General features: G+C 48.6%; 13 protein-coding genes. 10 read left to right on the plus strand and 3 right to left on the minus strand.

Annotated elements, in window-relative coordinates; genetic code table 11:
- Nucleotides 1-34 precede the first annotated feature (34 nt).
- The 4 genes from bioA (at nucleotide 35) to ACXAG2_RS02640 (ending at nucleotide 3,795) form a co-directional block, all read left to right on the plus strand.
- Nucleotides 35-1,306, plus strand: a complete 1,272-nt coding sequence (gene bioA, locus ACXAG2_RS02625; RefSeq protein WP_474864332.1) for an adenosylmethionine--8-amino-7-oxononanoate transaminase — start codon at nucleotides 35-37, stop codon at nucleotides 1,304-1,306.
- Between the two features lie 15 nt (nucleotides 1,307-1,321).
- On the plus strand, nucleotides 1,322-1,852 hold the full coding sequence (locus ACXAG2_RS02630) for a DUF2937 family protein (RefSeq protein ID WP_474864333.1): 531 nt from the start codon (nucleotides 1,322-1,324) through the stop codon (nucleotides 1,850-1,852).
- 161 nt (nucleotides 1,853-2,013) lie between these two features.
- Nucleotides 2,014-3,369, plus strand: coding sequence for a TolB-like translocation protein (locus ACXAG2_RS02635; protein WP_474864335.1), 1,356 nt, complete (start codon nucleotides 2,014-2,016; stop codon nucleotides 3,367-3,369).
- Nucleotides 3,370-3,528: 159 nt separating this feature from the next.
- A complete protein-coding gene (locus ACXAG2_RS02640; RefSeq protein WP_119500843.1) occupies nucleotides 3,529-3,795 on the plus strand; it encodes a hypothetical protein in 267 nt (88 codons plus the stop codon).
- Nucleotides 3,796-3,848: 53 nt separating this feature from the next.
- Here ACXAG2_RS02640 and ACXAG2_RS02645 read toward each other — a convergent pair whose 3' ends face one another.
- Entirely contained in the window at nucleotides 3,849-5,000 is a 1,152-nt protein-coding gene (locus tag ACXAG2_RS02645) for a GNAT family N-acetyltransferase/peptidase C39 family protein (protein WP_474864336.1), read from the minus strand.
- A complete protein-coding gene (locus ACXAG2_RS02650) occupies nucleotides 4,997-6,445 on the minus strand; it encodes a RimK family protein (RefSeq protein WP_474864337.1) in 1,449 nt (482 codons plus the stop codon). The genes ACXAG2_RS02645 and ACXAG2_RS02650 overlap by 4 nt, the downstream gene beginning before the upstream one ends.
- Before the next feature lie 315 nt (nucleotides 6,446-6,760).
- Between ACXAG2_RS02650 and ACXAG2_RS02655 the strand changes: the two genes are divergently transcribed.
- A complete protein-coding gene (locus ACXAG2_RS02655) occupies nucleotides 6,761-7,729 on the plus strand; it encodes a calcium/sodium antiporter (RefSeq protein ID WP_474844819.1) in 969 nt (322 codons plus the stop codon).
- A gap of 76 nt (nucleotides 7,730-7,805) precedes the next feature.
- Here the strand turns inward: ACXAG2_RS02655 and ACXAG2_RS02660 are convergent, their stop codons facing one another.
- Nucleotides 7,806-8,177: a hypothetical protein gene (locus ACXAG2_RS02660; RefSeq protein WP_119500839.1), complete on the minus strand. Its 372-nt coding sequence runs from the start codon at nucleotides 8,175-8,177 to the stop codon at nucleotides 7,806-7,808.
- A gap of 275 nt (nucleotides 8,178-8,452) precedes the next feature.
- On the opposite strand from ACXAG2_RS02660, the gene asnS reads away from it, so the two are divergent.
- The 5 genes from asnS (at nucleotide 8,453) to ACXAG2_RS02685 (ending at nucleotide 14,453) form a co-directional block, all read left to right on the plus strand.
- A complete protein-coding gene (gene asnS, locus ACXAG2_RS02665; RefSeq protein ID WP_474844817.1) occupies nucleotides 8,453-9,850 on the plus strand; it encodes an asparagine--tRNA ligase in 1,398 nt (465 codons plus the stop codon).
- Nucleotides 9,851-10,001: 151 nt separating this feature from the next.
- The gene (locus tag ACXAG2_RS02670) at nucleotides 10,002-11,132 is read left to right on the plus strand and encodes a paraquat-inducible protein A (protein ID WP_474864338.1); all 1,131 of its coding nucleotides are present in this window, start codon (nucleotides 10,002-10,004) and stop codon (nucleotides 11,130-11,132) included.
- Nucleotides 11,133-11,134: 2 nt separating this feature from the next.
- Nucleotides 11,135-12,784, plus strand: coding sequence for an intermembrane transport protein PqiB (gene pqiB, locus ACXAG2_RS02675; protein ID WP_474864339.1), 1,650 nt, complete (start codon nucleotides 11,135-11,137; stop codon nucleotides 12,782-12,784).
- Entirely contained in the window at nucleotides 12,774-13,337 is a 564-nt protein-coding gene (locus tag ACXAG2_RS02680) for a PqiC family protein (protein ID WP_474864341.1), read from the plus strand. The genes pqiB and ACXAG2_RS02680 overlap by 11 nt, the downstream gene beginning before the upstream one ends.
- A gap of 18 nt (nucleotides 13,338-13,355) precedes the next feature.
- A complete protein-coding gene (locus ACXAG2_RS02685) occupies nucleotides 13,356-14,453 on the plus strand; it encodes a GGDEF domain-containing protein (protein WP_474864342.1) in 1,098 nt (365 codons plus the stop codon).
- Nucleotides 14,454-14,457: the final 4 nt, after the last annotated feature.

The raw sequence follows: 14,457 nt of genomic DNA on the forward strand, positions 1-14,457 counted from the left end.
TGACCATTTTCAAACTTTTACCAATGGTTACATTTTGAGCAATATTGAGTTTGATCGCCAGCATATCTGGCACCCTTATACGTCTGCCGTCTCTCCCCTGCCCTGTTTTGAGGTCACCGGAGCTGCCGGCGCAGAAATAACCCTGGCCACCGGTGAGAACCTGGTCGACGGTATGTCGAGCTGGTGGGCTGCCATCCATGGCTACAATCACCCGGTGTTGAACAACGCAGCCAAACAGCAGATCGACAAGTTTTCCCATGTCATGTTTGGCGGTCTGACCCATGACCCGGCGGTGTCACTTTGCCGCACGCTGCTTGATATGGCGCCTGACGGCATGAACCGGGTGTTTCTGGCCGACTCCGGCTCGGTATCTGTTGAAGTGGCATTGAAAATGGCATTGCAGTACTGGGCCTGTCAGGGGCGTCAGGAAAAGCACCGGATTATCGCGCCCCGCAATGGTTATCACGGCGATACCTTCGCCGCCATGTCGGTATGCGATCCGGTAAACGGGATGCACAGCTTATTTTCCGGTGTACTCAGTAAACAGGTGTTTGCGCCCGCACCGCAAACCCGGTTTGATCAGACCTTCAGTGAAGATGATATTTTGCCGCTGCAGGAATTATTTGAACGCCATCATCATGAATTAGCCGCTCTGATCATTGAACCGGTGGTTCAGGGTGCCGGTGGCATGCGCATTTATCATCCGGAGTACCTGAAACGCTGCCGTCAATTGTGTGATGCATACGATGTGCTGCTTATCTGTGATGAGATAGCCACGGGGTTTGGCCGCACCGGAAAATTGTTCGGCTGCGACCATGCACATATCAGCCCGGATATTATGTGTGTAGGAAAAGCGCTCACCGGCGGCTATCTGACCCTTGCCGCAACGCTATGCTCAGAAGATGTGGCACAAGGTGTGTGCCAGGGAGAACCCGGCGTATTCATGCATGGCCCCACATACATGGGTAACCCGCTGGCCTGTGCTGTAGCGAATGCCAGTCTGTCACTGATTAATGAAGGGCACTGGCAAAAACAGGTAGCCGGCATCGAATCACAACTCAAAGCCAGCCTGCCAAAGTGCAAAGCGCTTCCCGGCGTGGCTGACGTGCGGGTGCTGGGTGCAATCGGTGTGGTTGAAATGAAACAACCGGTCAATGTGGCCATACTGCAGGAGCATTTCGTCGAAAAAGGGATCTGGATCCGGCCTTTCGGTAAACTGGTTTATATCATGCCACCGTACATAATCACTGAAAGCCAACTTGAAAGACTGACAACGGGCATTTATGACACCTTAGCCAGTCTGTAAAACAAAGGATGAACAATGCAGTTGATGGCCCGGGTAATTGATAAAATTCTGTTCGCAGGACTCTTCATCGCTGCATTGCAGGTTCCCATTCTGGCGGATCATTACCGCCAGTATCTCTCAGGCTACTACGATGCCACCAGAGAACAGGTCATAGAGCTGGAAAATCTGGCCAGACAATTCAATTTCAGTTCTGTAGATGCGTTAATAGAAAGCCTGCGGAATAACGCCGATGGCGTGGTGCAGCAGGACGCTGAAAATAAAGCCGCACTGCAGGCAAAACTGGAAGAAGCAGACAATGGCTTAAAAACCCTCTCCACTGGCAACTACTTTGAGCAGGCCGGCTACATGTTTGCCCCCGCAAGGAAAGATACCTTATTCAGAGTGCTGGATAATTTTGCGCCGTCCATCCCCCTGACGCCAACGGCCATTGTATTCAGTCTGATTGTTGCCATTGTATTGAACATTCTTGTGGTCTCGCCGCTTTGGGCTGGTCGCCGGGTTTATCACTGGCGTCAGGCGAGAAAAGCGCGGGTCCGGTTCAGTTAAGATAAGCATCAGGGACTCTTAAAAATTAAGTAAAAGTTAAGCCGGTAGCACCGCTTCTGGCTGCTGTGTTTCATATTTGACAAAAAAATCAGGTATCCGTCGCGCAAAAGTGAGCACTGTGGTTTGCTTTCAGTTCAGCTAACCACAAAAAGAAAATTGCCATGACTGTTACCCGCTTTTGCCTGAACCCGCTTTACTTTTTCGCATTATTCTTTGCCTGTCTGTTACAAAATCCGGCCAGCGCGGCCACCGGTGACACTTTTCCTTCTGAACGAAAGGTTATCCGCGATCCGGTTACCGGTGTAAAAATTGCCTTTTTGACTACACAATCAAAGGGTGACTCGAAAATTTACCCTACCCATCCTCAATGGACGGCTGACGGTGAGTGGCTGGTATTCAGGTCTGCACGGGTGCCGGGAGAGGCTATGGCCGTCAACGAAGAAACCGGCCTGTTAGTGCAAGTCAGTGAGGGAGGCTATTTTGGCATGCTGGTGAATGCACAGCGAAGCGGCAAGCTCTATTTGATGCGGGATCCTGCTGTTGCTGCAGATGCCCAACCCCGTTACGGCGATAACCCGAACGATAAAGCCATCATCGAAGTGAACATTGAAGCACTGCTGGAGGACGTAAAGAATAATGAAGTGAAGCAGTCAGGACACTATGAACGGACAGTGGGAGTTGTACCCGCCTCCATGGGGGCCGGTGGAGATATGGCGCTGGATGCCGCCGAAGATATCATTTATTTCCGTATTGGCCGGGAAGAAGCGGCCAGACACCTGAGTGATAAGGTTGCACTCAAGGAAAATTTCGGTCCCCGCAATATGGGCGCGGGCCCGACAGGCATCGCCAGTATGAATATTCAAACCGGAAAGATAGACATGGTGGTGGCACTGCCCTTCCAGCTTGGTCACATACAGACTAACCCGTGGGTAAGCAGGGAACTGGTATTTTGTTGGGAAACCGGCGGCAAATCGCCACAACGAATGTGGACAATGAAAGTCGGTGGTGAAGTCAAAGCCCTATACCCTGAAGCAGATTATGAGTGGGTCACCCATGAAGCGGTGATCACCAGGGACGAAGTAGCCTTTGCTATCATGGGGCATCGCGACGTCGGTACTGATGATGAATGGGGCCCGTCAGCCAGCCGCCAGAAACCCACAGGACTGGGTATTGTGAACTTGCGTACAAATGAAATGCGAATTGGCGGGCAAACCCGCAGCGGCAGCGGACTTTGGCATGTCCACGGTTCTCCGGACGGGCGCTGGGCTGTGGGTGATGACTTCGAACGTAATCTGTATCTGATTGACAGAACCACAGATGAAATGCAATTGCTCAGCGGTGGCCACAAAACTTCGGCCAGAGATCATACTCACCCGACGTTCAGCCGCGACGGTACAAAGATTCAAATACAGTCGGCAATGCTGGCAGAGGATGACCGGTCCCTGAACATTGCTATTATTTACCTGCCTGAATCCTTACTCAAACGTCAATACGATGAGGTAAAGCGCCGGGACTGACCGGCCTTTTTATTATACTAAAGGATAAACAGGCATCGATGTTGCAACAGTCTTAAGTGAATGCGCTCCTTTATTCAGGGTCAAACGGCAATAAGTTGGTGTCAGGACCCCATAAATAAAGGCTTTAGACTACTAACAACATTGAAATAGGTTTTAACCATGTTGAATGAAAATACGTTACTGATTGGGCAAGTGTTGCAAATTCGAGACAACATTCTGGCAAAACGCCACGCTATTCCGGGTTCTCTGCAAAGCGAATGGAAGCGTCTCACAGACCGCACTGCCGCCTTCGATATTAAACGTACGTTTAACACTGCCCGTAAAGGCACGACTTTCACTAAGCCTTCTCTTTTTCAGGGCTCAGCGGCAGAATTGTCTAATCTGGTAAAGGCACTGCGTAACTTCAACGCGCGTATCAGCCGTTGAAGACTGAAAACAAATAAGCGCGGAGTGATTTATTCTCACACCGCGCTTTAAATTCAGCGTTTTCTGATAATGACTATCGCCCGGACTTTTCGCCGGCCATAGCTGACCAGACGCACAAAATCTTCCCGAGCGACAGGAATGTGCTGATACTCGACGACCTGATCTTCAAAGGTTTCAGGATCCGGATCGTGAATATAGAAACAACGCTGGTCTGAGGCTGTCACCGTGACCCAGTGCGGCGCTTTTTTCTTATCAAACGCATAGGTGCTGATCAAGCACAGTACCGCAGCGCCTTCTTCCAGCAAGGCATCCAAAGATTCCATTTTCCATTCGTGAATATCAACGGTAATGCCCTTTTGTCCGGCTTCATGCAGGAAACCCTGTTCCACCACCTCGACAATGTCTTTCTTATGGGCTGTTCTTACGCCGTCAGTGAAAAGCGGTAATGTACGGTTCAACCATACTTCACTCTTAAAGCCTTCGTCAGCCGCTGCCAGAGCCAGTCCTACCGGATGACAACCACCATGACCTGACGTCATAAAAATCGTAGTTGCACGTCGCCAGAGAAATAGCTCTTTTTCCTGCGACACCACGTACTCATTATTCAACTGTGCCATCGCCATCATCAGCGATGCAGGACCACAGGTAAATTCGGTGGTTTGCTGATACCACGGATACACATCAACTTCTGCAGTACTGGAAGGATAGTTCAGTACTTTCTGCATACGAATGGCGTCAGATTTATCTTCGTAGTATTCGTTATACATACCAAACTGACTAAAACCTAAACGTTGATACAGTGTTATTGCGCCCTTGTTGTCCTCAGACACTTCCAGGCGCATAAAGCGCTTTCCCCGCGACAATGCCCTGATTTCCAGTTCACCAATCAGCGATTGGGCAACCTGTTGTCCCCTCGCCTCCGGCAGCACTGCAATAGAGTATAGGCGCGTAAGCATGGTTCCGCGTCGTAATAACAACAATGCGTAACCGAGTATAATGCCGTCCCGTTCAGCCACCAGCAATTCAGCATGGGGCGCCGTCAAATAAAAGCGCATACGACGACGGCTTAATTTGTCATGAGAAAAGCAACGTTGCTCAACATCACACAAAGACGATAAATCCTCAGCCGCCGCAGACCGTACCGTCACCGGTGAAAGTGATAATGCGGGCTCTGCGACTTCACGAGCTGCAAGTTTGGCGCTCATCGACCGCGCAACTCCAACCTGTTTGCAAATTCCTGCATAATTAACTGGTACAATTCTTTGCCCAGATATTTGTCTTCGACGCCCGAATCAATACTCGGGTTATCGTTAACTTCAATCACGTACACTTTGTTGCCTGAGTGTTTAATATCCACACCGTACAAGCCGTCACCCACCACTTTGGCCGCCTTGATCGCCGCCTGTAAGACTGCTTTTGGCACCTCAAAAGTCGGCATGGTTTTAAAGCCACCGGAACTGAAACGGTCACCTTCGTGATGGTAAATCTGCCAGTGGTTGCGTGCCATGAAGTACTGACAGGCATAAATAGGTTTGCCACCAAGCACACCAATCCGCCAGTCAAACTCGGTAAACACGTACTCCTGCACCAAAACCAGTGCTGACGCTTCAAGCATTTCTACCAGACGAGTTTTCAACGCTTCTGCACTTTCCACTTTATACACACCACGACTGAACGAACTCTCAGGCAACTTAAGTACCAGAGGTAACCCCAGGGTTGAAATCAACTCCTGACAGGTGTCATCAGTGCTGTCTGAAACCATCTCACTTCGCGGTGCAGGCACTTGCTGATAAGCAAACGCATCCTGCAGATACACCTTATTACAGCAACGCAAAATCGACTGGGTGTCATCGATAACAATCAGGCCTTCACGCTCTGCCGCTCGGGCCAGACGATAGGTATGATGGTCTATCGCGGTAGTTTCGCGGATAAACAGGGCATCATAATGGCCCACGGCTTCCGGTGTTAAACTGGTTACCACTTCAGCATTGAAGCCCGCTTTTTCAGCCGCTTTTACAAAGTTCTTAATCGCTTTGTCGTCAGACGGAGGTGTCGGCTCATCAGGATTAACCAGAATTGCCATATCCCAACGCATCTTCTTGCCTTTGCGGTCACTGCGCCACTGTTGTTGTGTGAACTGCTGTAAACCATCAATACAGTCTTGTTTCAGTGAATCCGGCAAATCAGCAAAGCCACGAGCCTGCACTTCCATAAAACCGATGTTGTCAGCAGCTATGTGTAGTGTGACCTGTAAAATCGGACACGGAAATGCTTCAAACGCTGTGGCCGCAACCGGCAACAGAGCCTGATCTTTTGTTTTACCGAACAGTACAAAGAAAGATTCGGTGCCTTCTGTCACCGGCCATTTAAATTTGTCCGGCAACGGTAAACGGGCACTGCCCTCATCGGCAATGCGCAAATCATTGATCGTTTTTACAGACGGTAACACACGGTGTTGACGCGCTTGCGCCAGCAACGAACAGTAATATCCCTGACTTAAATAGCTGGATGTGTCACACAAGTTGATAACACGGGTTTTGGGTTCATTCCGTTTCGGGAATTCATCCAGATAATCCTGAAAAGTCAGAATGGTCTGGTCCGGCAGAGTGAAACCGCTAATGTCGTCAACAACGATAAGAGTTTTATGCATGAAATGCTTCTTGATACCTGAATAAGTAAGAACTATTTGTTACCACAATGTTAATTTCATTGAAGGCAACCTTTTCTGTCCGGGCAGTGTAATTCAACTGCGGGCATTCACCAGTGTTTTCAGAACGGCTTTTTTTTGTCGTTACCATGAGTTTTTGTGATAGCGTTCCGCCTGTTATTTTTATGCACTAAATCGTTTTAATTTTTTTGTCAGAGAACGTTTAAATAACGCAGCAGAAACGCTATATAGTGGTCACACGACCTGTCTATGTCCCGCCCGTATTCTTATCGCCGTTACGGGTACCAAGGAGTTGATATGCTTTTACCCAGTTTAGCGATAATTGCAGGCCTGCTGGTTCTGCTGTGGAGTGCAGAAAAATTTGTCGGTGGTGCCGCCGGTGTGGCACGGCATTTTGGTTTATCTCCGTTGCTCATTGGTATGCTAATCATCGGATTCGGTACCTCTGCACCGGAAATTATCGTGTCGGTATTTGCTGCGATGCAGGGCAATTCAGGCATTGCATTAGGTAACGCATACGGCTCTAATATCGCTAACATCGCACTCATTCTTGGATTGACCGCGGTTATCAGCCCTATTGCCGTCCGCTCAGATATCATCCGCCGCGAACTGCCTATTCTGCTTGGCCTAACCTTTTTCGCCTGCTGGCAATTAATTGATTTTCATGTATCCAAAGACGATGCATTCTCCCTGCTTGGTTTATTCATACTGCTGATGGGCTGGAGTATCTGGACTGGCATGAAAGGCAGCAGTGATACCCTTGCCGCTGAATATGAAGGTGAAATTAATCCGGACGATGCCAGCGTAAAAACCAATGTAATCTGGCTGCTGGCCGGGTTAGCTTTGCTGGTCGCCAGCTCCCGTATACTGGTATGGGGAGCAGTGGAAATTGCCACCCAGTTTGGTGTCAGCGATACCATTATCGGTTTAACCATCATTGCTGTAGGCACATCATTACCCGAGCTGGCCTCATCACTGATGGCTATCCGCAAGGGTGAACATGACCTGGCACTGGGTAATGTTATCGGTTCGAACATGTTTAATACACTGGCGGTGGTAGGACTCGCCGGAACGATTCAGCCTATGCAGGTAGAACCAAGCTTTTTCTACCGCGACGTGATGATCATGCTGGGGCTGTCGGTGGCACTCTTCATCTTCTGTATCGGCATTAAAGGTCAGGGTCGTCTGAACAGACTGGAAGGTGGTGTATTTGTACTGGGATATGTGGCTTACACCTGGTATCTGGTGCAGTCAGCCTTCGTCTGATAACCCGTTGCGGGTGAGTATGTTTTAAAAAGCGGCTTCACAGGCCGCTTTTTTGGTTGAGCTTGTTACCGTTGTATCAGGCCACGCTGACATTCAGGGTGAACAGACTTAACATTGAAATACCCGCGAGAATAAATAAATTCACTCCGTAATTGTCTTCCCGGCGACGGTTACGACGTGAACGCAGCAGCATGGTCAGCAACGTCATACCCAGACACAATTGCAACAACATGATCAGCGCGTCCACATGCTCTTCAGACCAGGTAGTACGCCCTTCAATGCCCCAATATGTTTGTAAGCCCGTGACCATTTCCGGACGGGCAAAATGAAATACCACCAGCGCCCCGATCAGCACCAGCCAGCAAACTGAGTTGACTGTCAGTACAAATTGGTAAAAACCGTCTTTATCTCTCGGCTTACGTCGTCTGTCCGGTTGTTGCGAATTCATGATATTTTAGTTCTCCGTGCAGAAAGTTCGCTGGTATCCCGTTTCTGAATGAGTATACTAGCGATTCGTTTATACGTACGAACCGACACTTTAGATACCCGCCATGCCTGACCGGTTGGCATGCCATAACAAGATTAATAGTTTTTTTCGTTGTTTATCAGCGTTTAGCTTTGTCATTCACTATCGGCAATTCTTCTGTGTCTTTTAGTTATTTACGGCATTTTTACGCCTGATAACACATTATTTTTTCAAACATGTAAGATGGAGACATTCAAATGACGCATGCGCCCGTTGTCGACGTGCTTGATAGTAAGTACGCAGTTGGCGAAACGGTGACGGTAAAAGGTTGGGTGCGTACTCGCCGCGACTCAAAAGCCGGACTTTCTTTTATCGCTCTGCACGATGGCAGTTGCTTTAATCCCGTACAGGTAATCGCGTTAAATTCTCTGTCAAATTATGCTGATATTCAGCGCCTGACGGCAGGTTGCTCTTTATCTGTTGAAGGTGAAGTCAAACCGTCTCAGGGCCAGGGCCAGGCGGTAGAACTCGAAGCCAAAAGTATCGAAATCTTAGGTTGGGTAGAAAACCCGGATACTTACCCGATGGCAGCCAAACGCCACTCAATTGAATATCTGCGTGAGTATGCGCATCTGCGTCCGCGCACAAACGTTATCGGTGCTGTTACCCGTATCCGCAACTGTCTGTCGCAAGCCATTCACCGCTTCTTCCATGAGCGCGGATACTTCTGGATCAGCACACCCATTTTGACCGCCAGTGATACAGAAGGTGCCGGTGAAATGTTCCGCGTGTCCACATTGGATATGATGAACCTGCCCCGCACTGATAAAGGTGAGATTGACTATAAAGAAGATTTCTTCGGTAAAGAAACTTACCTTACCGTATCCGGTCAGCTGAACGTTGAAACATACTGTGCAGCGATGTCAAAGGTATACACCTTTGGTCCCACATTCCGTGCAGAAAACAGCAACACCTCCCGTCACCTGGCGGAATTCTGGATGATTGAACCGGAAGTGGCCTTCGCGGACTTAAGCGATGTGGCACAACTGGCGGAAGACATGCTGAAATATGTGTGCAAAGCCGTGCTTGAAGAACGTGCCGACGACATGGCTTTCTTTGCAGAGCGTATCAGTAAGGATGCCATTACACGTCTGGAAAAACTGATCAGTTCTGATTTCGTGCGTATGGATTACACCGATGCAATCGAAATCCTGAAAGCCAGTGGTAAAGAGTTCGAGTTCCCGGTTGAATGGGGTGTGGACTTGTCATCGGAGCATGAACGCTATCTGGCAGAAGAGCATGTTGGTGCGCCGATTATCATGCAGAACTACCCGAAAGACATTAAAGCGTTTTACATGCGTATTAATGATGACAACAAAACCGTTGCTGCAATGGATATCCTTGCGCCTGGTATTGGTGAAATCATTGGTGGTTCACAGCGTGAAGAGCGCCTGGATGTCTTCGACCGCCGCCTGGAAGAAATGGGCCTGAGCAAAGAAGATTACAGCTGGTATCGTGATCTGCGCCGCTACGGCACCGTCCCTCACTCCGGTTTCGGACTGGGTTTCGAGCGTCTGGTTGCTTATGTAACAGGCATGCAGAACGTCCGTGACGTCATTCCGTTCCCCCGTACTCCGGGTAACGCTAACTACTGATTTTTTTTCAGTAAGAAAAAGGTGGCCTTTTGTGCCACCTTTTTTGCTTTTTACGGCGGGTGACATTCCGTTACAGATAAAGGCGCTGATGTTGAACAAATTCATGCTATTGTATAAGTTGGTTGTTTCTACAGGATAAATCTGGCCGGGCATGCAGGAAAACGCGCTGTCTACAATTCAATGTGACCAATGTCTGACGGTAGTACATTTACCTTCGCTGGATCACCGGCAACGGGCTGTATGCCCCAAATGTGGCCATACCCTGCTGACTTATCGTTATCATCAAAATGATAAAGTACTGGCGTTTGCCATCAGTGCACTCATTTTTCTGGGCCTTTCCCTGCCCTTTAACTTCTTATCCTTCCGTGCCAGTGGCATTCAACACCAGATTGCCCTGCCAGACAGTTTCAATGCGCTGCTGAATCAGGATTACCTGTCGCTGGCCATTATTACGAGTCTGGCCACCGTGGTTTTCCCCGGGCTCGTGCTCACCGGGATGATGATTTTAAGCCACTGCCGCAAACACAATAAAAAACCGGTGTTTGTGAAGCATGTGTTTTTCTGGGTGAAAGCGCTGATGCCCTGGAGCATGGCGGAAATATTTCTGGTAGGCACACTGGTCAGCCTAATCAAAATATCTTCTATGGCAGACATTGCTATCGGCCTGTCATTTTATGCTTTCATTGGCTTTTCTGTTTGTATGACCGCCTGTATTATTCAATTCGATATCAACCGCTATGCGTTCTGGATTTTCGGAGAAGTGCCGCCACCGAAACCACTGACACCGGCAGTAGCCTCAGTGAGTATCCAACGCACCTGGGCATTACTGGTTACCGCTGCACTGCTTTATATTCCGGCGAATATGCTTCCCATTATGCATACCGAAATGTTCGGACGTGATGAGCCCAGTACCATCGTGGGCGGCGCTATCACACTGTGGCAATCCGGCGACTATCCGGTGGCCATTATTATTCTTATTGCCAGCGTTATTATTCCGGTGGCGAAAATCATCATACTCGCGTGGCTGAATTTAACCGTGCAGCGCGGTCTTGAGAAACGTACCCGCATCCGGACCCGGTTTTACCGCGTGACGGAAGGCATAGGGCGCTGGTCCATGATCGATGTCTTCGTTGTGGCAGTATTGGTAGCACTGGTGCAGTTGGGTAACACGCTTTCTATTTATCCCGGCCCGGCCGCCCTCGCATTTTGTGGCGTGGTTTTTGTTACTATGGTGGCAGCAATGACTTTTGATACCCGCCTGATTTGGCAAAACAGGAAGTAAGCATGACAGACGAAGCTAAAATAAAATCAACAACCCACGTTTCAAAGGTCTGGCTAATCCCGATTATTGCCATTATTACCGGCGGATGGATGGTGTGGTACCAGTGGAAAAACCAGGGGCCGTTAATCACCATAGAATTGAAATCAGCCAGTGGCATTGAAATTAACAAAACGCCGGTAAAGGTTCGGGATCTTGAAGTTGGTCAGGTGAAGAAAATTGAGCTGAAGCCGGACCTTGACGGTGTACTTGTCACCGCACGCATTGATGCCAGTGCTGAGCGGCTGCTGACAGAAAATACCGATTTCTGGGTGGTGGCACCACGGATCAGTTTTTCTGAAGTCTCCGGTTTAAATACCCTTCTGTCAGGTTCTTACATCGCCATGTCTGCCGATGACAGCGGTCGCACTAAATTTGATTTTGTTGCTCTTGAACGCCCGCCGGCTACACCGCCCGGCACACCGGGCTTGCATCTGACTTTAAAAAGTAATGATAAGTTTGCCTATAAACCCGGCGACCCGATCATTTACAAGGGGTTTAAAGTCGGCGAATTTGAAGAAGCAGAATTTAATATTGAAGAGCGTGTGGTGTATTACAGCGCCTTTATTCAGGCCCCCTATCATAAACTGATCACCCAGAATACACGCTTCTGGAATGTCAGTGGCGTAAAGCTGCACCTTAAATCCAGTGGTGTAAAAGTAGAAACCGGCTCGCTGGAGACGTTGCTGGCTAACGGTGTGACTTTCGGTATTCCTAAAGGCGCGAGTTCAGGTGGACAGGTAGATGAAAATGCCAGTTTTATTATTTTCTCTGATGATGCAGCCGCCTCTAACGCCCGCTATAAACTGTACGCCAGTTACGTGCTGCTGATAGATGAAACCGTAAGGGGCCTTACCGAAGGTGCGCCGGTGGAATATCGTGGTATTGAAGTGGGTGAAGTGGCGCAAATTAATCCGGCCAATCTGATAGACGGTAATATTCTTGATCAGTATTACCCCATTCCTGTGCTTATCCGCATCTATCCGGGCAAAGTGCGCCAGCAGGATACACAGGAAAGTCTGCAGGCTGTTAAAGACACCATGCACGAGTGGATAGGCAAAGATTTACGCGCCACGCTGCGCATGGGAAATGTGCTTACCGGCGGACTTTATGTCGATTTACAACATGACATCAATGCTAGCCCTCTGACGGTAAAAACCATCAGCGATATTGAAGTGATTCCCACCGTGTCGAACGAGTTCACTCAGCTCACACAAAAAGCTGATGCAATTTTGGATAAGCTCAATAATTTACCTCTGGAAACCATGATTGTAGAGGTCACCAATGTGATCGACGACATTAAAGCCGCATCTAACCGGGTTGAACAGGCAAGCAGTGATTTTGATACTCTGATGGGCGATATTGACGCGAAAGCCCTGAATAAGAACCTGAATGAAATGCTGATCAACGTGTCTGCACTACTGGAAAACTATACCGAAGGCGGTTTGAGTAAAGGTGAAATTCAGGAAACCGTTGATACGATGCAGGAAACCCTGCGGAATATTCAGCCTCTGCTGCTGCAACTTAATCAGAAACCTAACGGGTTAATCTTCTCGGACAATAGCGAAGAAGATATTCAGCCGAAAGCCGGAAAAGGAATGTTTAATGAGAACTAAGTTATTCGCCGCTGCCTGTTTTACTGCGTTATTGAGCGGTTGCAGCAGTGCACCGGCATCCTTAACCTATTACGTTTTGCACTCTCCTCAGGCGACAACTGAAGAACAATCTGAGCCGGCAGCACGGGTTTATATTGAACAACTCAGTTTACCTGAGTATTTGAAGCAGCGTTCTCTGGCTATGCAAACCGGACCTGCTACGGTGTATTTTTCCCCCCGCCATGTTTGGGCTGAGCCACTGGATAAAAGTCTCCGTCAGGCTTTAACCGCCTCTCTGCAACATCACGGAGTGGCGGTTTTACCTGCTGCCGTGTATTCACCACAATACCCTGTGTCAGGATTACATATTAAAATCGACGATTTTATTCCCGCATTTGATGGCAACGTGCTGATTAAAGGTCAATACTGGAAAGAGGACGAAAACACACAGCCTCAAATACATCAGTTTGATTTCCGCCGCCCCATGCAGGGCGATGGCTTTGAAGAGGCTGTGGCAACTATGCGCCTGCTTGTCGATGACCTGGCTTCAGCGATAAGTGAAAAGGCGCCTTAACGATTCAAAAGCAGGACAATGTTTAAGCCGGCCACATCGCTTTTTTTAAAACGCGGTTGTCACCCCGAATTTGACGAAGAAACTAATCGCCGGATCCTGGTTGTCAATCTGTTCTCTCTGGTAGGGATCAGCATCACATTGGTATTGGGGATAAACTCTCTGATGAAAGGTGGATGGGCGCTCGGATTCAGTTTACTGTCTGCTTCGCTGTTGTTTTTTCTTGCCAGTCAGATTCAGGCTGCCTACCCCAATAAAATAGGCCAGATGGTATCCGTTTATTTACTGACGGGTTGCCTGATGGGGCTGGAAACTTACCTGGTGGTTACCGGCGGGCATAACAATACCGGTCCGCTCTGGATTTACATATTGCCCCCCGTTGCAATGTTTTTCGGTGGCTTCAAACGGGGTCTGATGGTGATGACAGTTTTTACGCTGCTCATTGTCATTATTCTGTTCACACCACACGATGCCCTGCTGTTTACCAGCTACTCCACAGATTTTAAAAGCCGGCTGATACTGTCGTTTGCCACAGTCACATTTTTATCTGCATTTTACGAGTACAGCCGTGAGCGGACCTTTAAGCTGATGCAGAAACTCAGTGACAGATACGAACAACAGGCACTACACGATACCCTGACCTCACTGCCAAACCGCAGAGGCATGCAGCAACTGCTGGGACAGGAGATAAAACGGCACCAGCGTACCCGTTCTGCATTCACACTCATATTGGTTGATGTAGATAAATTTAAGGAAATCAACGATACTTACGGGCACGGAAACGGTGATATTGTGTTGCAACGTACTGCAACCCTCCTCCGGCAAAATGTGCGCAGGCAAGATATTGTCTGCCGCTGGGGCGGAGAAGAGTTTTTAATGGTATTGCCTGAAACCGGAGAACAAAGTGCTTCTGTTCTGGCAGAAAAAATTCGTAATACGCTGGCAAAAACCAGCATCTGGCTGGAACAAAAAGAAATAAAGGTCACCGCCTGTTTCGGTATATGTGAAATAAATGAGGAAACTTCACTTAACCGTGGGTTATCTCTGGCCGATAAAGCACTATACAAAGCAAAACAAACTGGTCGTAATAAAGTTGTATGCGCCAGTGTTATGCAATAATAAA

The organism is Alteromonas sp. ABH4_456 (genome assembly GCF_056160645.1).

Excerpts from the sequence above, each read along its gene's own strand:
- ACXAG2_RS02635 (WP_474864335.1), top strand. The coding sequence starts at position 2,014 with ATGACTGTTACCCGCTTTTGCCTGAACCCGCTTTACTTTTTCGCATTA.
- ACXAG2_RS02630 (WP_474864333.1), top strand. The coding sequence starts at position 1,322 with ATGCAGTTGATGGCCCGGGTAATTGATAAAATTCTGTTCGCAGGACTC.
- ACXAG2_RS02660 (WP_119500839.1), bottom strand. The coding sequence starts at position 8,177 with ATGAATTCGCAACAACCGGACAGACGACGTAAGCCGAGAGATAAAGAC.
- ACXAG2_RS02670 (WP_474864338.1), top strand. The coding sequence starts at position 10,002 with ATGCAGGAAAACGCGCTGTCTACAATTCAATGTGACCAATGTCTGACG.
- ACXAG2_RS02640 (WP_119500843.1), top strand. The coding sequence starts at position 3,529 with ATGTTGAATGAAAATACGTTACTGATTGGGCAAGTGTTGCAAATTCGA.
- ACXAG2_RS02650 (WP_474864337.1), bottom strand. The coding sequence starts at position 6,445 with ATGCATAAAACTCTTATCGTTGTTGACGACATTAGCGGTTTCACTCTG.
- ACXAG2_RS02645 (WP_474864336.1), bottom strand. The coding sequence starts at position 5,000 with ATGAGCGCCAAACTTGCAGCTCGTGAAGTCGCAGAGCCCGCATTATCA.
- ACXAG2_RS02685 (WP_474864342.1), top strand. The coding sequence starts at position 13,356 with ATGTTTAAGCCGGCCACATCGCTTTTTTTAAAACGCGGTTGTCACCCC.
- ACXAG2_RS02680 (WP_474864341.1), top strand. The coding sequence starts at position 12,774 with ATGAGAACTAAGTTATTCGCCGCTGCCTGTTTTACTGCGTTATTGAGC.
- pqiB (WP_474864339.1), top strand. The coding sequence starts at position 11,135 with ATGACAGACGAAGCTAAAATAAAATCAACAACCCACGTTTCAAAGGTC.
- asnS (WP_474844817.1), top strand. The coding sequence starts at position 8,453 with ATGACGCATGCGCCCGTTGTCGACGTGCTTGATAGTAAGTACGCAGTT.
- ACXAG2_RS02655 (WP_474844819.1), top strand. The coding sequence starts at position 6,761 with ATGCTTTTACCCAGTTTAGCGATAATTGCAGGCCTGCTGGTTCTGCTG.